The organism is Psychroserpens sp. BH13MA-6 (assembly GCF_052983595.1).
In genome coordinates this window covers 965,752-984,783 of record NZ_JBRJGE010000001.1, presented here as the reverse complement: position 1 = coordinate 984,783, position 19,032 = coordinate 965,752, and the positions used below count along the sequence as shown (strand labels likewise).

Annotated in this window: 12 protein-coding genes and 1 tRNA gene; 8 read left to right on the top strand and 5 right to left on the bottom strand. The window is 35.1% G+C overall.

The window, feature by feature from the left end; all coding sequences use genetic code 11:
* The first annotated feature begins 81 nt into the window (after positions 1 to 81).
* Positions 82 to 1,980 carry an amidophosphoribosyltransferase gene (locus ACU8DI_RS04320; protein ID WP_447111503.1) on the top strand — a complete coding sequence of 633 codons (1,899 nt, stop codon included), beginning with the start codon at positions 82 to 84 and terminating at the stop codon, positions 1,978 to 1,980.
* A gap of 576 nt (positions 1,981 to 2,556) precedes the next feature.
* On the opposite strand, the gene ACU8DI_RS04315 is transcribed toward ACU8DI_RS04320, so the two are convergent.
* Complete coding sequence (locus tag ACU8DI_RS04315) at positions 2,557 to 3,165, bottom strand: superoxide dismutase (protein WP_447111502.1); 609 nt, start codon at positions 3,163 to 3,165, stop codon at positions 2,557 to 2,559.
* Between the two features lie 114 nt (positions 3,166 to 3,279).
* Here ACU8DI_RS04315 and ACU8DI_RS04310 point away from each other — a divergent pair, with 114 nt between their 5' ends.
* The 5 genes from ACU8DI_RS04310 (at position 3,280) to ACU8DI_RS04290 (ending at position 12,791) form a co-directional block, all read left to right on the top strand.
* Entirely contained in the window at positions 3,280 to 6,429 is a 3,150-nt protein-coding gene (locus tag ACU8DI_RS04310; protein WP_447111501.1) for a UvrD-helicase domain-containing protein, read from the top strand.
* 23 nt (positions 6,430 to 6,452) lie between these two features.
* Complete coding sequence (gene kbl, locus ACU8DI_RS04305; protein ID WP_447111500.1) at positions 6,453 to 7,646, top strand: glycine C-acetyltransferase; 1,194 nt, start codon at positions 6,453 to 6,455, stop codon at positions 7,644 to 7,646.
* 123 nt (positions 7,647 to 7,769) lie between these two features.
* A complete protein-coding gene (locus ACU8DI_RS04300) occupies positions 7,770 to 9,128 on the top strand; it encodes an OmpA family protein (protein ID WP_447111499.1) in 1,359 nt (452 codons plus the stop codon).
* A 68-nt stretch (positions 9,129 to 9,196) separates the two neighbouring features.
* A complete protein-coding gene (locus tag ACU8DI_RS04295; RefSeq protein ID WP_447111498.1) occupies positions 9,197 to 11,950 on the top strand; it encodes a PD-(D/E)XK nuclease family protein in 2,754 nt (917 codons plus the stop codon).
* A gap of 1 nt (position 11,951) precedes the next feature.
* Complete coding sequence (locus tag ACU8DI_RS04290; RefSeq protein ID WP_447111497.1) at positions 11,952 to 12,791, top strand: alpha/beta hydrolase family protein; 840 nt, start codon at positions 11,952 to 11,954, stop codon at positions 12,789 to 12,791.
* Here ACU8DI_RS04290 and ACU8DI_RS04285 read toward each other — a convergent pair.
* The 3 genes from ACU8DI_RS04285 to ACU8DI_RS04275 all read right to left on the bottom strand — a co-directional run bounded on the left by ACU8DI_RS04285 (position 12,788) and on the right by ACU8DI_RS04275 (position 16,229).
* Positions 12,788 to 15,151, bottom strand: coding sequence for a 7TM diverse intracellular signaling domain-containing protein (locus tag ACU8DI_RS04285; protein ID WP_447111496.1), 2,364 nt, complete (start codon positions 15,149 to 15,151; stop codon positions 12,788 to 12,790). The two genes, ACU8DI_RS04290 and ACU8DI_RS04285, sit on opposite strands and share 4 nt — an antisense overlap.
* A gap of 201 nt (positions 15,152 to 15,352) precedes the next feature.
* Positions 15,353 to 15,426 (bottom strand) — tRNA-Ala (locus tag ACU8DI_RS04280).
* A gap of 5 nt (positions 15,427 to 15,431) precedes the next feature.
* Entirely contained in the window at positions 15,432 to 16,229 is a 798-nt protein-coding gene (locus ACU8DI_RS04275) for a universal stress protein (RefSeq protein ID WP_447111495.1), read from the bottom strand.
* A gap of 54 nt (positions 16,230 to 16,283) precedes the next feature.
* Between ACU8DI_RS04275 and ACU8DI_RS04270 the strand changes: the two genes are divergently transcribed.
* Both ACU8DI_RS04270 and ACU8DI_RS04265 read left to right on the top strand, forming a co-directional pair.
* Entirely contained in the window at positions 16,284 to 16,784 is a 501-nt protein-coding gene (locus ACU8DI_RS04270) for a GNAT family N-acetyltransferase (protein WP_447111494.1), read from the top strand.
* Entirely contained in the window at positions 16,781 to 18,115 is a 1,335-nt protein-coding gene (locus ACU8DI_RS04265; protein WP_447111571.1) for an MATE family efflux transporter, read from the top strand. The genes ACU8DI_RS04270 and ACU8DI_RS04265 overlap by 4 nt, the downstream gene beginning before the upstream one ends.
* 183 nt (positions 18,116 to 18,298) lie before the next feature.
* Here ACU8DI_RS04265 and ACU8DI_RS04260 read toward each other — a convergent pair whose 3' ends face one another.
* Positions 18,299 to 18,946: a 2OG-Fe(II) oxygenase gene (locus ACU8DI_RS04260; protein WP_447111493.1), complete on the bottom strand. Its 648-nt coding sequence runs from the start codon at positions 18,944 to 18,946 to the stop codon at positions 18,299 to 18,301.
* Between the last annotated feature and the right edge of the window lie 86 nt (positions 18,947 to 19,032).

The following is a 19,032-nucleotide window of genomic DNA, read 5'->3' as shown; positions in this document are numbered from 1 at the left end:
TCCATTTTGAGCGCGTTTTTTAATTATAAAAACACATCCAAAATAATTAATTTTGGCTCACTCAAAAACAACACAACAACAATGAGCGATGCTTTAAAACATGAATGCGGAATTGCACTCATCAGACTTAAAAAACCATTAGAGTATTACAAGGAAAAATACGGAAGTGCATTTTATGGCGTCAATAAAATGTACCTCATGATGGAAAAGCAGCATAATCGTGGTCAAGATGGTGCTGGATTTGCTAGCATCAAATTAGACACAAATCCTGGAGAACGCTATATTAGTCGTGTGCGCTCCATTGCACAGCAGCCTATTCAAGATATTTTTGCACAAATCAACCAACGCATCAATGAAGAACTTATAGAACACCCTGAATATCAAGATGATGTTTCGCTTCAGAAAAAGCATATCCCGTATATTGGAGAATTATTATTGGGACATGTTCGTTATGGGACCTTTGGAAAGAATAGTGTTGAAAGTGTCCATCCTTTTTTAAGACAAAACAATTGGATGCATCGAAATCTGATTGTAGCAGGAAATTTTAACATGACCAATGTCAATCAACTTTTTGATGGACTCATAAAGCTTGGTCAGCATCCAAAAGAAAAAGCGGATACGATTACGATCATGGAAAAAATAGGTCATTTTCTTGATGACGCTGTTGCTAAAATATATAAGAAACTCAAAAAGGAAGGCTATAATAAAAGTGAATGTTCGCCATTAATTGCTGAACGTCTTAATATTGCAAAAATTTTGAGAAAAGCCGCCAAAAATTGGGATGGAGGCTATGCCATGGCTGGATTATTAGGACATGGAGATTCGTTTGTTTTACGTGATCCCTCTGGAATTAGACCGGCTTATTTCTACGAGGACGAAGAAATTGTAGTTGTGGCCTCAGAACGACCTGTTATTCAAACTGTTTTCAATGTAAAATTTGAAGATGTTCAAGAATTGGATCCTGGTCACGCCATTATTACAAAAAAGTCTGGAGAGGTTTTTATTGAGCAGATTATAGAACCACTAGAACGTAAAGCCTGTTCTTTTGAGCGCATTTATTTTTCAAGAGGTAGTGATGCTGAAATTTATCAGGAGCGAAAAAACCTAGGAAAATTATTAATGCCTAAAGTTTTGGAAGCTATTGATAATGACACAAAAAACACGGTATTCTCCTACATTCCAAATACGGCTGAAACATCATTTTTCGGAATGATTGAAACTGTTGAAGAACATCTCAATGAGCAAAAAACAAAAGCGATTTTAGATGGTGATGGAAAATTATCCGCAGAGCGTGTCACTGAAATTCTATCTGAAAGACCTCGTATCGAAAAAATTGCAATAAAGGATGTTAAGTTACGAACCTTCATTACCGAAGATAGTAGTCGGGATGATCTTGTTGCTCATGTCTATGACGTGACATATGGCGTCATTAAGCCGACAGATAATTTAGTGATTATAGACGATAGTATCGTGAGAGGAACAACACTAAAGAAAAGTATCATTAAGATGATGGATCGTCTTAATCCAAAACAAATTGTGGTCGTATCTTCAGCACCACAGATTCGTTATCCAGATTGTTATGGTATTGATATGGCAAATCTAGAGAGTCTCATCGCCTTCCGTGCAATGTTGGAATTATTGAAGGAACGTAACAAATACCATTTAATAGAAGAGACCTATCAGAAGTGTAAGGCTCAATTAGCGTTGAAAGACAAGGAAGTCAAAAATTTTGTAAAGGATTTGTACAATGAATTTACCGCAGATGAGATTTCAAATAAAATAGCCCAACTCATTTCTGATGATTCGGTAAAAGCCAAGGTAAAAACCATTTTCCAACCAATTGAGAGCTTACATAAAGCTTGCCCAAAAAATTTAGGGGATTGGTATTTTACAGGAAATTACCCAACACCAGGAGGTAACAGAGTGGTTAACAGGGCCTTCGTAAATTTCTATGAAGGAAACAAGGAAAGAGCTTACTAGATAAACGGTTGATTTTTGGCACTTTATCCTAAAAATTATGCTTTTTATCTGATAAAAATGCATTTCGTCTAATATTTGATTACTCTTCTCGAATAAACGCATACATTGGTATCACCATAACATAAGTAGGTTAAGTTCATGGTAGATTTGGGGCAAAAAAAGGTGAACTCTTGTTCACCTTTTTTTATGGCATCAATTGAAGGTTTTCAGATTTCATAGATTTAAAAGATAGCGCTATCGCATAAAAACTATGACTTTCTCTTGTTTTATTTATTCACTTTCTTGCTTTAGGCCTTGTCTCCTTTTATCTTATAAAACTCTAAGACTATCAATTTTTTCCGTTTAAGCCAATTTATTTGTCGTTGGTCTAAAAAATTAACATATTAAATATAAGTGCTGTTATATTTGTTTCACCATAACATAAGTAGGTTAAGTTTATGGTAGATTTGGGGCAAAAAAGTCGGACTCTCGTCCGGCTTTTTTCATTTTAATGCGTTCTACAAAAACTCTTATCAGTTTAAAAAAAAAGCAAACCCTTCCTGAGTTTGCTTTTATCAATTTATAAGTTAACGAATCTTACTTCGCTTCTGCATATCTGCGCTCGACCTCGTTCCAATTAATCACTTTAAAGAAAGCGTCAATATAATCTGGTCGTCTATTTTGGTAATTTAAATAATAGGCATGTTCCCATACATCCAATCCTAAAATTGGATGTCCACCACAACCTACGCCTGGCATCATTGGATTGTCCTGATTAGGTGTTGAACAAACTTCAACCTTACCGCCTTTGTGAACGCACAACCAAGCCCATCCAGAACCAAATTGAGTTGCTGCTGCTTTACTAAACGCTTCAACAAACGCCTCTTTTGAACCAAATGCTGCTTCAATGGCATCTTTAAGTTCACCTGACAAATACCCTCTGTCTTCTGGATTCATTACTTCCCAGAATAATGAGTGATTGTAAAAACCGCCACCGTTATTTCTAACAGCTTTGTTTTCCATATCTAAATTCTCTAAGATATTTTCTATAGATTTTCCTTCTAAATCGGTTCCTTCAATAGCTGCATTCAACTTTGTCGTATAACCATTGTGGTGTTTAGAATGATGTATTTCCATGGTACGCGCGTCGATATGTGGTTCTAAAGCGTCATATGCATATTTTAATTTCGGTAATTCGAAAGCCATAATATTATTGGTTTTTTGTGTTAATAATTAATTCACTCAAATTTACGCATAATAAGGCGCAATTAAAAATATTAAATACCTATGAACTCATAGATAGATTTTATAATTTTAAGCGTGGAAAATCAATCACCATTTACAATCTATAATGCTTCCGCAGGAAGCGGTAAAACATTTACCTTAGTTAAAGACTATCTTAAAATCCTGTTCGACTCACATAGTAATTTAATCTTTAGGCAAATTTTAGCACTTACTTTTACGAATAAAGCCGTGAGTGAAATGAAGTCACGAATCATTGACATGTTGAAAGCATTTTCCAGCGCTCAAATATTACAGTCGTCACATCCCATGTTTAACGTTTTAGTGGATGAACTTGACATGACTCCAGAACAATTGCATCAAAAATCCAAACAAATTTTGGAACGGATTGTTCACAATTATGCCGCGTTTGATATTTCTACGATTGATAAATTCAACCATAAACTTATTCGAACCTTTGCTTACGACTTAAAACTACCACTCAATTTTGAAGTGGAATTAGACACGTCGGGTATTTTAGCCAAAGCGGTTGATCAATTGATAGATCAAGCTGGTTCCGATGACATCTTGACGAAAGTATTAGTCGATTTTGCCATAGAGAAAGCTGATGATGATAGGAGTTGGGATATTTCTTATGATTTTAATAACATCGCTCAACTGCTTATTAACGAGAATGATATTCCGTTTTTACAAACATTACAAGATAAAAACTTGAATGATTTTAAAAACTTGGATCACATCCTAAGATCACAAAAAAAAGATGTTGAAAACCAAATCAAACAATTAGCCGAAACGACATTAGCACTCATTAGCTCAGCAGGTATTGCATTCGAAGATTTCAGCAGACAAACTTTACCCAACCATTTTAAAAAAGCAAGCACTTTAGATTTTACAAATCTTTACGGGAATCAACTTCAAAATAATTTAGCAAATCGCACAAAAATCTACGGCACGAAGTTAGATGCTGATAAAGCTGCTCTCATCGACAGTTTATTACCTGAAATTGAAACCCACTATTTAACCATTAAAACCTTAGTTTATACGTCTAAATTCTTAACTAATGTTTTAAAAAATATCACACCTCTTTCTGTATTAGGTGCCATTAGTAAATCGCTAGAAACACTCAAAGAAGCAGACGATTTATTATTAATTTCTGAGTTTAACTCTATCATACATAATGAAATTCAAAAGCAACCTGCACCTTTCATTTATGAGCGAATGGGAGAAAAATTTAAACATTACTTTATAGATGAATTTCAAGACACTTCGGTGTTGCAGTGGGAAAATTTAATTCCTTTAATCAACAATGCAACATCTGGTCAAAACTTAAAAGGAGAGGTAGGTTCTGCCATGATTGTCGGTGATGCCAAACAAGCTATTTACAGATGGCGTGGAGGTCGTGCGGAGCAATTTATTGATTTATACACGAAATCAAAAACACCTTTGTCTGTTACACAGAAAGTTAAAGATTTACCTTCAAATTTCAGAAGTCACCGAACCATCGTTGAATTTAACAATCACTTCTTTGAGCATATTGCAGACATTGCCTTTTCCGACCCACAACATCAACTCATCTACAAAAAGGCAAAACAAGAAGTGGAAATTACTTCGGAAGGACTTGTAGAATTACAATTTTTAGATAGCAAAGACCAAGATAAAGATGCGTTGTATTGCCAGGCTGTTTTAGAGACCATACAGAATGTTTTAGCTAAAGGGTTTTCGCTGAATGATATTTGTATCATTGTGAGAAAAAGTAAAGAAGGAATGACTATCGCCAACTATTTGAGTGATCATCATATACCGATCATATCTTCTGAAACCTTACTTATTAATAATGCGCCTGAAGTAAAATTCATCAATCAATTAATAACTTTAAGCTTACAACCAGATAACAACGAGATCAAAATAAAACTATTGGAGTATTTGGCTGACAAGCTCAATATTGAAGACAAGCACTTGTTTTATCTCAGTCTTATTCATTTAAATACCAAAACGCTTTTTACTAAGTTACAGAGTTATGGCTTCACATTTGATGAGGAGCGATTTTCTCAGTTACCACTTTACGAAGCCGTTGAAAGCATCATAAGAAGTTTCCATTTACATGACGAATCTAACGCTTACATCCAATTTTATCTAGATGAAGTCTTTGATTACTCGCAAAAATACAATGCTAGTTTCTCTGGATTTTTAGAACATTGGGAACGGAAGAAAGACAAATTAAGTATCGTCTCACCCACTGGAAAAGATGCTATTAAGATTATGACAATTCATAAATCTAAGGGACTTGAATTTCCCGTGGTTATTTTCCCTTATGCCAATCAGGATATTTATTTCGATATGAATCCAAAAGCTTGGTTTCCGGTTGAAAAGACACATTTTGGAGGGTTTTCTAGTTTATTAGTTAATCTGAACAAAGATCTCGAAGAATTTAATGAGACAGGAGCATTCATTTACAATTCATACAGGTCACAACTAGAGTTAGATAGTATAAATTTATTATATGTGGTACTTACAAGAGCCATTGCGCAATTATTTGTGATTTCTGAATTTGATGTAGACAATTCACAAGAAGAACGATTAACACATTATTCTGGGCTGTTTATCAATTATTTGAAATCAACTGGACAATGGCGTGAGCATCAATTCGAGTATCGTTTTGGAACCTCGGAAAAAATGTTCAAAACTGATGAAATAACTACTGCTACTATCGATCAAAACCAGTTAATTTCAACAAAAAAAGAAGATCTCAATCTCAATATTTTGACACGTTCAGGATCACTTTGGGATACCGCACAGGAAAAAGCAATTGAACGAGGGAACCTGGTACACGAAATCATGTCTCATATTCACACCGAACAAGATGTCGAGTTTGCCCTGACTCATTTTATAGATGCAGGCATTATCTCAGAAGACGCCTCTAAAGAACTCAAAATTGTTATCAATAACATTATAAAACATCAAGACTTAATGGCATATTTTGATCAGGAGCTCACCATTTTTAACGAACGTGATATTATTTCAAAAAACGGAAAACTTCTGAGACCTGACCGAATTGTTATAAATCCAAAACAGCAAGCCACCATTATCGATTACAAAACAGGTCAGCAAGAAGCCAAACACAAGGAACAGTTATTTGATTATCAACATGTATTGGAAGAGATGGGGTATGACGTTATTAAAAAAATCCTTATTTACATTAATGAGGACATTGTCATAAAAGAAATTTAAATTTGTAAAAACTAAAATGAACTATGTACGGAAAGATAAAAGAACACCTCCAAAACGAAATTGAATCTATTAAAAACGATGGATTATTTAAAGAAGAACGCATTATTACCTCACCTCAAGGTGCAGAAATCACGCTAAGCACCGGACAAACGGTTTTAAATTTTTGTGCTAATAATTACCTAGGCTTATCAGCTCATCCTGAAGTCATACAAGCTGCTAAAGATACGATGGATACTCACGGTTTTGGTATGTCGTCTGTAAGATTTATATGTGGAACTCAAGATATTCACAAAGAGCTAGAACAAAAAATTGCAGATTTTTACGGTACTGAAGACACCATACTTTACGCCGCAGCATTTGATGCCAATGGTGGTGTTTTTGAGCCGCTATTAGGAAAGGAGGATGCTATAATTTCCGATTCTCTAAATCACGCTTCAATTATTGATGGCGTCAGGTTATGCAAAGCGGCACGTTATCGCTACGCCAATAACAATATGAAGGATTTGGAAGATCAGCTCATCGCTGCCAATAAGAATGGTGCTCGTTTTAAAATCATTGTGACTGATGGTGTGTTTTCCATGGATGGCTTAGTGGCACCTTTGGACAAAATCTGTGACTTGGCAGATACCTATGATGCCATGGTCATGATTGATGAATGTCATGCCACTGGTTTTATTGGAGAAACAGGACGTGGCACCTTAGAAGAAAAAGGTGTTTTAGGCAGAATTGATATCATTACAGGAACCTTAGGAAAAGCCATGGGTGGAGCTATGGGTGGTTATACCACTGCTAAAAAAGAGGTTATTGAAATTTTAAGACAACGTTCGAGACCGTATCTCTTTTCAAATTCCTTAGCACCAGCAATTGTTGGCGCTTCTATAAAAGTTTTTGATATGCTTTCAAATGACACGTCACTCCGTGATACATTGGAAAGTAATACGGCTTATTTCAAAAAAGGCATGAAAGCCGCGGGCTTTGATATTATTGACGGTGACTCGGCCATTGTTCCAGTCATGCTTTATGATGCCAAGTTATCGCAAACAATGGCTAAAATGCTATTAGACGAAGGCATCTATGTAATTGGGTTCTTTTTCCCAGTTGTACCGCGGGAAAAAGCGCGAATTCGCGTGCAACTTTCAGCGGCACATACGAAAGCACATCTAGACAAAGCCATAGAAGCATTCACTAAAGTTGGGGAAAAACTTGAAATTATTTAAAATTAGTCCAAACTCCCTATTTTTAGTGGTAATAACCAATATTTTTATATATTTGTCTTTGTTAATAAAATTTAACAACTTACTTTTGCCTGTAATTAACACTTAAAATTAAAATTATTGAATATGAAAAATCTTAGCAGATTATTTTTCGCTATGTTAATCGTATTAAGCTTCAACGCTAATGCGCAAGACGAAAACAACCCTTGGAAAATTGGCATTGGCGCAAACGCGGTTGACTTTTATCCTGTTGGAGAAGAAGCTCCATTAGGTGAGTACTTTGATGAGTATTTCAATGTAACTGATCACTGGAACTATTTACCTTCATTATCTAGAGTTTCTGTATCTAGATACTTAAGCGATGGATTTACATTAACTGCCGCTGGAACAATAAACAGAATAGATAAAATTGGAGATACTTCTGCTGATGATTTGTCTTACTATGGATTAGATGGTACAATATCTTATAGCTTTGCAAATCTTATCAACTCTGAATCCGTTGAGCCTTACTTAGGTGTTGGTGGAGGTTACACATGGGTAGATGATATCGGTGCTGGAACTTTAAACGGAACTTTAGGTATCAACTACTGGTTCTCTGAAAACATTGGTGTGACAGTTCAATCTTCTTACAAGCATTCATTCGAAGACTACTTAGCGAAGCACTTTCAACATTCAGTTGGTTTAGCTATCAAATTTGGTGGTAAAGACACTGATGGTGACGGTATCTACGATAAAGATGATGCTTGTCCAGATGTACCTGGTTTAGAAGCTTTCAACGGTTGCCCAGATTCTGACAATGATGGTATCGAAGATGCTAAAGATGATTGTCCTAACGAAGCTGGTTTAGCTGAATTCAATGGTTGCCCTGATACTGATAGTGATGGTGTAGCTGATAAAGATGATGATTGTCCAACAGTTGCTGGTTTAAAAGCCTTAAACGGTTGTCCAGATGCTGACAGTGACGGTGTTGCTGATAAAGACGATGAGTGTCCTAACGAAAAAGGACCTTCTGCTAACAAAGGATGCCCATGGCCAGATACAGATGGTGACGGTGTCTTAGATAAAGATGATCAGTGTCCTAACGAAGCTGGTACAGTTGCTAACAACGGTTGCCCAGAAATTGAGCCAACTGAAGAAGTAATGAAGCAGTTAAACGAATACGCAAGAACAATCTTATTTGATACAGGTAAAGCGTCATTCCAAGCTGAAACTGATGCTGTATTACAAGCAATGGTTGCTATCTTTAAAGAGTACCCACAAGCAGATTTCTCTATTGAAGGTCATACTGATAGTGTAGGTTCTAAAACTACAAACCAGTTATTATCTGAAAGAAGAGCTAACGCTGTTAGAGATTATTTAATCGCAAACGGTATTAATGCAGATAGACTAACTGCTGCAGGATACGGTGAAGATTATCCAATCGCTTCTAACAAAACCAGAAATGGTAGAAAAGAAAACAGACGTGTTGAAGTAAAACTGAAATAAAAGTTTCACAAACACACAAATAAATAAAAAAACGCTCCGATATTCGGAGCGTTTTTTATTTTTATACTATGATATCATTCATAGATGAAGTCCTTAAGGATTTAGTTGGTAAATCTTACACGCTTTCCCAATTGACATTTGTTTTGCCTAGTAAACGTTCAGGCACTTTTCTGAAGCATGCTATTTCAAAGCATGTCAATGACACCATTTTTTCGCCAAACATTTTATCTATTGAAGAATTTGTAGAAACCATCTCAGAGTTTCAATACACTAGCAACTCAGAGTTGCTCTTCGACTTTTATGACGTGTATTTAAAAAACACTCCAGAAAAAGATCTTGAATCTTTTGACAAGTTTTCTAAATGGGCTCAAGTTCTTTTACAGGATTTCAATGAAATAGATCGTTATCTCATTCCTCCTGATGATATATTTGATTATCTCAATGCCATAAAGGAAATAGAACATTGGTCTCTTGATGAGCAACCTACGACCTATATTAAGAACTACTTGCAATTCTGGAATCGTTTGAAATTCTATTACACGGAATTCAAAAAACATTTAAAAGTTCAGAAGAAAGGTTATCAAGGATTGGTCTATCGTGAAGCCGTCGATAATATAGAACAGTATTTGTCCCTAAATACTCATGAAACATTTATTTTTGTCGGGTTTAATGCCTTGAATAAAGCAGAAAATGTCATCATTCAAGAGATTTTAGCACAAGACTTAGGTCTGATTTATTGGGATATTGATGAGGTCTTTATAAATAATGACGTGCATGATGCAGGTCTTTTCCTAAGAGCCCATAGAAAAGAATGGACTTACTTCTCCAAACATGATTTTAATTGGATAGGAAACAACTACTCGCAACCTAAAGACATTCAAATTATAGGAGCTCCTAAAAATATTAGTCAGATCAAATATGTTGGTGAGCTGTTAGAAACTATTGCAAAAAAAGAGAAAAATTTACAAAATACTGCCGTAGTCCTTGGTGATGAAACGCTTCTATTGCCTTTACTCAACTCTATCCCTAAAGCTATTGGTGCCGTGAATATTACGATGGGTTTACCTCTAAAGGTTATCCCTCTTGCTTCCCTTTTTGAATCGCTTTTTAACATTCACAAATCCTCTAAAACACTTTACTATAAAGACGTGATTGGTGTGTTATCAAACCAATATGTGTCACAGTTATTTCAACAGACTACTGGAAATATATCAGACAACCTTATTAGCTACATTCAAGAAAATAATAAAGTTTACTTGCAATCTTCAGAATTAAAAGCATTGGCAATTGAACATAAAGAGGTTATCGGTCTCTTATTTGATTCATGGCAGGACTCGTCGAGCAAAGCTATTACATGTTGTACACAACTCATTTTAAAAATTAAATCTCAATTAGACCAAGATAAATCTGATCAGCTGTTGTCTCTAGAATACCTTTATCGTTTTCATGAGATTTTTAACACCTTAGCCAAACTCAACGCCTCGTTTTCACATATTAATTCCGTAACAACCCTTTTTACCCTCTACCGAGAACTTATAAAAAATGACACATTAGATTTTAAAGGCGAGCCTCTTAAAGGCTTACAAATCATGGGAATGTTAGAATCCCGTGTCCTTGATTTTGAAACGGTAATCATTACCTCAGTCAACGAAGGCATCTTACCCGCTGGAAAAAGTCATAATTCATTTATTCCATTTGATGTCAAGTTGCAAAATGACTTACCAACTTATAAGGAAAAAGATGCTGTTTACACCTATCATTTTTATCGGTTGATACAGCGTTCGAAATCTGCCTATATTTTGTACAATACAGAACCTGATGTTCTCAATGGCGGCGAAAAAAGTCGTTTTATAACACAACTGGAAGTCGAAGGTATTCACACTATCAACCACCAAATTGTTTCCGCTAAAGTGCCTGTCATTAATACCCAACTAAAAACAATAAAGAAATCGAAAGACATCATAAAAACTCTAGATGACTTAGCCCAAAAGGGATTCTCACCATCTTCGTTGACAAATTACGTGCGAAATCCAATGGACTTTTATTACGAAAAGATATTGGGCATCAAACAGTATGATGACGTCGAGGAAAGTGTCGCATTTAATACCCTTGGGACGATTATCCACAATACTTTAGAAGATTTTTACAAACCTGTTGTTGGAGAATTTCTGACTGAAGGTGTTGTGAATACTATGATTAAAAACATAAAGAAGATTGTAACGCATCACTTCAAAATAGAATATAAGGATGGTGATTTTACCAATGGCAAAAATTTGCTCATTTATGAAATCGCACAGCGCTATGTTGCCAACTTTTTACGTTTAGAACTCAAAACTCTTAAAAATGGCAATCAGATAAAAATTTTAGCTATTGAAACTAAAAACGATGTGTCTTTAAACATTGATGAGATTTCAAAAACGGTTAACCTAACAGGAAAAGTTGATCGTATCGATGAATACAACGGCACTCTAAGAATTATAGATTATAAAACGGGAAAGGTTGAGGCTGGTAAAGTTGAAATAGTTGACTGGGATGACATCACCACCGATTATACGAAATACAGTAAAAGCTTTCAAATTTTAATGTACGCCTACATGATGTTTAAAAGCAATCAAATTACATTGCCTGTAGAAGCAGGAATTATTTCGTTTAAAAATTTAAATTCTGGCTTTTTGAAATTTGCCATAAAGCCTTCAATAAAAAGTCGGACTAAAAATCATACGATTGATGAAGCGGTATTACTAGCCTTTGAAAATCAATTGAAAAAGCTCATCATAGAGATTTACGATGTAAATTTAGACTTTGAAGAAAAAGAGGTATAATATGATTTTAAAAAACCAAATTTTAGAAAGACCTGATAAGAAACCAATTGTTTGGGATGCCTATTTTAATCGAGATGACAAGCCCAAAACTCTGGTTATTTTTTCTCATGGGTACAAGGGGTTCAAGGATTGGGGAACATGGAACTTAGTTGCAAATGAATTCTCAGCAAGGCAGTATTTTTTTGTGAAGTTCAATTTCTCTCACAATGGCGGAACTGTAGAGAATCCGATAGATTTTCCTGATCTACAGGCCTTTGCTGAAAATAACTACACCAAAGAAATTGATGATTTAGACGCCATTTTGAATTATTTTTTAAATCCGAATTTCACCTATGCCAATCAGATTGACAACTCTAATGTGATCCTTATTGGACATTCACGTGGTGGAGGCATATCCATTATAAAAACAGCTGAAGACCCACGAATTACGAAGCTTATCACTTGGGCAAGTATTTGTGATTTTGGAAAGCGATCAGCGACTACTGGCGATTTAGAAGCCTGGCGAAACAATGGTGTAAAGTATGTTTTAAATGGTCGCACTAAACAACAAATGCCACATAATTTTCAATTCTATGAGAATTATATCAAGCATAAAGAGCGATTAGATATTCAATCTGCTATTAAAAAAATAAAACAGCCTATACTCATCATTCACGCCAAGGATGATCCTTCAGTATCATTTTCGGAAGCCGAGGAACTATTAGCTTACAATCCTAAAAACAACTTGGTGGCTATAGAAAATTCCAACCATGTATTCGGGTCGAGTCATCCTTGGGAAAAAGACAACCTACCTAAGGCTTTAACTAAAGTTCTTGAAGAAAGTTTACACTTTATTGACTAAGCTATTTTTAAAGAAGGGGCTTTATAACATTCAGTCATTTTCTTGAGTAACACGTCCTTTTGAACAGGTTTTGTCATGTAATCGTTCATACCAAGCTCCAGTACGCGTTGTTTAGTTTCCTGCATGGCATCTGCTGTTACGGCAATAATAGGAATATCTCCAATGCTTGTACCCAAGTCTCCACTTCGAATGATCTTGGTGGCTTCATAACCATCCATTACTGGCATTTGTAAATCCATTAATACAACATCATAGACGTCTTTACTCAAAGCTTCTAAAGCTTCTTTACCGTTATTCACTACTGCAAAACTGATATGTGACATGCTACTCAGCAATTTTCTCATCACCATTTGATTTAGTTTATTATCCTCAACAACTAAAACATGTTGCGCATTTGGAAGATTCGTTGAAGTATCAGCATCGGCGGTATCTTCCTTAGCAATGTATTTTAATGGTATTTCTATATAGACATCGGTTCCATGTCCTTTTTCACTTTCAATTTGAATACTCCCTTCAAAAAGTTGCACTAAATGTTTAACGATTGTTAATCCAAGTCCAATGCCACCAAATTGACGCTTATGATCTAATCGCATCTGATTGAAACTGTCAAAAACATTACTCTTTAACGTTTTGTCCATGCCAACTCCTGTATCTGTAACCTGTATATAGAAACGGGAAATTCCGTTAGGCTGCGCCAAACATTTTAGTTTGAATTTTACATGGCCACTGCTGGTAAACTTTATAGCATTACTCAATACATTATTGATAATTTGTATAAACCTTTCGGCATCTCCAATAGTAGTCGTTGGGATTTCAGGATCCATTTCAAAACTGTATTTCAAGCCTTTTTTCTCTGCCTCAATTTTCCAATTATTACTTATTTGATGCACTGCAATTGACGGGTTAAACTCTTCTTCCTTTAGTATTAATTCATTTTTCTCAATTTTTTCAAAATCTAAAATATCATTGACGTTACTCAATAAACTTAAAGAGGCATTTTTAATAATTTGATACTGTTTTCTGCTTTCTACAGAATTCCCTACTTGTGTTAATTCGCTTTCTGCGATACTCATGATGGCATTGAGAGGTGTCCTCAGCTCATGACTAATATTAGACATAAAGTAAGTTTTTAACTCACTGATCTCTTCCGATTTTTGAAGCGCTTCTTCCTGTGACGTTTCCTTGGCTTGTCGCAATTTTTTTATCAAATTAGTCATCGACAACGACAGAAAAATAATTTCAAATCCAGAACCAAATTTAGCGCTGTTCAATGTATAGAAATTGTTCGGGAGAAGACTTAAATTATTCATAACAAACCCAAGTAACCCAATAACCAAGAAGAATATACCAAATGAAAAATAAGGATCAATTTTCATTTTTTTGTAACGCATGGTAAATACCGTAGCCAAAATAAGTATCAAACTCAACAATCCGTTTAAATTGCTAATAGGGTATACCATTTCCAAGGTGGTTTCATTCACAAAAACCATGATAAACAATATGGCCAATATGATATAAATAGCTTTGAAAAGCTTTTTGAAAGTCGGCAATTTCGTGTCAACCTTTAAGAAGTATTCACAGTATTTCAACAGAAAGAAGTTTGATAACAGTGCTGTTATAAGTACAGCTCTACTATTAAAATAACCACCCTCAGGCAATAGAAACTCATAAATAAAACCATCCAATGCCGCTTGCATAAATCCTATAGAAAACACATAACATCCATAATATAAAAAGGTTTTTTCCCTAAGACTTGTGAAAAAGAAAAGATAAATAATGCCTGCCAATGATAATAAACCATAGAACAAACCTAAAAACAATTGCTGTTTGTAATTAACTTCCCAAAATGAACTTTCGTCATATAAGGTTAGAGGTATGTTAACCGTCTCACCATCACTACTTAAATTCAAATAAAATCGCTGCACTGAATTGGCAGGTAATTCGACTTTAAAAATGGTAGAACGATGACCAACTTGTCGGTCTTCAAATGCAATTTGATCACCACTTCTAAAGGTCTCAACGCTAGTTTGGCTTATTTGATACAAAGTAGCGACATCTGTTATAGGTCTTGCCGTTTCTAAATAATAAACATGATCTTGAGTAGTCGTGTTTTCAAGTCGAAAGTGAACCCAATAATTATCGGTTGTAAAACCGACACTGTGGTTTTCTGACTGAAGTTCTTTAAATTCTTTTGTGCCGCCATTGATAATATCGGCAATAGAAAAATTTTTATTGCCAACATTCGTATAGGTTGCATATTCGTAAAGTTGTCCTTTGCTGTGTTCTGGATCAAATGGCGTTAGGTCTTGAGCGTATAAGCCGAGACTTAAAAGATAGGTTAGTAGTAGTGTTAGTTTCATGTTGGGGGCAATTAACTGTGTGAAACATACGAATAAAAAATCGACTACGGTTTGCTATTTTGCTGGTTATTCGATGAATAGCGAATTTAAGCTTATGTAATTCATATTTTATCGTTGAAATGCATACGCCTTTTGCTCATTTTAAGTCAAAAACAGGAGAAAGCATAAAAAAACAGATGCTATAACATCTGTTTTTTTAAGTGGAGCATATCGGATTCGAACCGATCGCCTCTACGCTGCCAGCGTAGCGCTCTAGCCAAATGAGCTAATGCCCCATTTTTTATTTTAATCCGCTTAACACCAAAACTGGTAAGCTGGAACTATGAAAATCTTTTTTTAGAATGGTATTACTTTCCCATAATTTAGTAAAAAAGCCACGTTTACGTCTTACAACACACAATAAATCTGGTTTATTATCCTTATAATGTTCTAAAACACCTTGGAACGTCGTCGGATTTTCAGAATGTGTTGTTTTTGTAATTAATGACGCTAAATCTTCACTGACCTTAAAATCTTCTTCATTATGAAATGGTGTTTTCACGAGTAAAAGATTGACAATAGATTTAAACTGAAATTTAATATCCTTTAAAGGAATCAAAGCCTTATCGTTTTTAATAATTGCCGATTTCAAAGCCATTAAAATATAAACGATAGGTTTATATTTATAGCCTTCAGGTACAATTAATGCCGGAATATTAGTTTGTTTTACAATCTTTCCAGATGTTTTACCCAAATAAACCTCGTCCTTAATAGAATTGGTTCTCGGCTCCAACAATATCAAATCAACATCTAAAGCTTGACAAGCTAATTCCAATGTATCTACCAATTTACCTTTAAAAGTCTTTACAATGACATCAACCCCTTTTGTATCTATTTTAGATACGTGGTTATTTAAAAAAGCCAAGCTTTCTCGTTCCAAAATATGATCAACCTTAATCATGGTTCCAGCCTTAGTGTATACATTATAGATTTGCACGACATAAAGCTTAGCTCCAAAAGCTTTGGCAAAATCTACAGCGTACTGCAAATGACTTTCTGCATTTTTTGAAGATCCGACAGGAACAAGAATAGACTTCATATTCTAATTTTTAAAAGTAACTTTGTTTTAATTTTTGCAAAGGTAACTATTAATATGATACGTCAAGCAACACTTGAAGACATAGATGATATAATTAACATTACAAAAGCATGTGCAGCCCATATGATCGAACGACATATCTATCAATGGAATGCACATTATCCCAATAAAAAAGCCTTTCTTAAGGACATTGAACATAAGGAACTTTATACGCTCTCTTTAGAACAAGGAATCATCGGTTGTATAACCATCTCGAAGATGATGGATGTAGAGTACGAAGTCATTTCTTGGTTAACACCAAACGATCACAATATCTACATCCATCGCTTAGCGATACATCCCAATTACCAAGGTCAAGGATATGCACAGCAGCTCATGGATTATGCTGAAAATCATGCGAAAATAAACAAGTGTCACTCTGTGAGATTGGATACCTTTTCCCAAAACCCGAGAAACCAAAAATTTTATGAGCAAAGAGGTTACCAACGTTTAGGAAATGTTTACTTTCCAAATCAAAGTACTGAACCCTTTTATTGCTACGAACTACCGATTTGAAAACTGATATCACTTTAAAAAACATCAACAAACTTGCCGTTCCTGCTTTAATTGCTGGCGTGGCAGAGCCCATATTGTCATTGACTGATACTGCTATTATAGGTAATGTGGATTACAACGCTGCCGAATCTCTGGCTGCTGTTGGTATTGTCGGCACATTTATTTCCATGTTAATTTGGGTGTTCGGTCAAACGCGAAGTGCTATTTCATCTATTGTGTCTCAACATTTAGGAGCTAATCAATTGGAAAAAGTGAAAAACCTTCCTGCACAAGCCATTTTTATCATGACGACGATCAGTATTTTAATCATAGTCATTACATTACCTTTTTCCGCAGAAATTTTTAAACTCTACAACGCCTCAGAACTCATTTTGGATTATAGTGTAACCTACTACGGTATTAGAGTGTTTGGTTTTCCTTTTACCTTGTTTACTATTGCCGTATTTGGAACGTTTAGAGGACTTCAAAACACGTTCTATCCGATGATTATCGCAATTGTTGGTGCTGTCATGAATATCGTTTTAGACTTTGCCTTTGTTTATGGAATTGAAGGAGTTATCAGCCCAATGCACATCGAAGGAGCCGCTTGGGCGAGCGTTATTGCACAAATAATTATGGCATTAACATCCGCTTTTTATTTAATTAGAAAAACGGATATTTCACTGCGTATAACCCTCCCTTTTAATAAGGAGATAAAAACGTTCGGGATCATGGTACTCAACCTTTTTGTAAGAACCTTAGCTTTAAATGCCACCTTATATTTTGCTACACGTTTTGCAACCTCTTATGGCACAGCATATATTGCCGCATATACCATTGCCATAAACCTATGGTTTTTAGGAGCTTTTATCATTGATGGCTATGCAAGTGCTGGAAACATTTTGTCAGGAAAACTATTGGGTGCCAAAGATTACAAAAAACTCATCTCATTAAGTCAATTACTCATCAAATGTGGTATTGGTGTTGGCGCTATTCTCACAATCTCAGGACTACTCGTTTACAGCTTTATCGGTACTATTTTTACGAAAGATCCGCTGGTACTCGAAGAATTCTACAAGGTATTTTGGATTGTGCTAGCCATGCAGCCGTTATGTGCTCTGGCATTTATATTTGATGGGATGTTCAAAGGAATGGGTAAAATGCGATTTTTGCGAAATTTATTATTGCTATCTACTGGACTTGTGTTTATTCCTTTTCTATTTTTATTAGATAGCTTTGACTTAAAATTGTACGCCGTTTTCATCGCTCTAACTTTATGGATGATAGCGAGAGGCTTACCTTTAATCATAAAATTTCGACAACAATTTTCACCCCTTAGCCAAAACACGTAACTTTGACATCTTATTTACTAATGAGTTCCATGACACATCGGAACCCATTAGTAAGTCAATTTTTAATTTTAAAGTAAAAAATTTATGGATATCATGTCTTTTTTAAGTGGAAACGGTTTGTTTCTACTTTTGGGAATTATTCTTATCGTGGTGTATTTTTACAACAGAAATAAAAAACGTTAATCAGCGTGTTTTTAACCAGCCCGTAATACTCAAACGTTCTGTGCGAACAGGTTTTACCTCATGTTCTATGCGTTGACTCTCAAAAATAACGACGCGCCCTGGAAACGGATATATTGTTTTTGGAATTTCAATACCATCATCGTTTAAATAAAGGACTAGTTCACCACCATTCTCAGGCTGCCAATCTTCATCATTCAAATAACATACAAAGGATAGTTTTCTTCTATCATCATTCATGAATGTATCAATATGACGCTTATAAAAGGTACCTGTTGGATATAAGGCATAGTGAAATTCCTTATACATAATGCCCATAAAACAGGTTCGATTTAAGTACTGGACGAAATGATTGATTTGTTCAAAAAACAAACACTCGGTCGTATTTGCCTGTTGCTCATCAATCCAAAGAATCTTATCACCCCGAATCGATTTTTCTACGGTTTCATTCAAATGATTACCAATGGCCGCTTTCTTAAATCGGTTAGCTTCATGCTTAAGAACTAGAGCATCTCTTAACGCAACGATTGTCTCATTCGTAAAAAACCCTTCAGCAATAGAAAATCCTTTTGACCCAATGTCAAAAATGATTTGTTCGTAGAGCGGATTCTCTTCACAAGAAATTTCCGCAGAAATCAATGGTTCTACCATAAGTAATTTACTGTAAAACAATGATTTAATTATCAATGTTTTTTATAAAGGCTGGCAAATGTAATCTAAAAACCAATTGCTTTTAC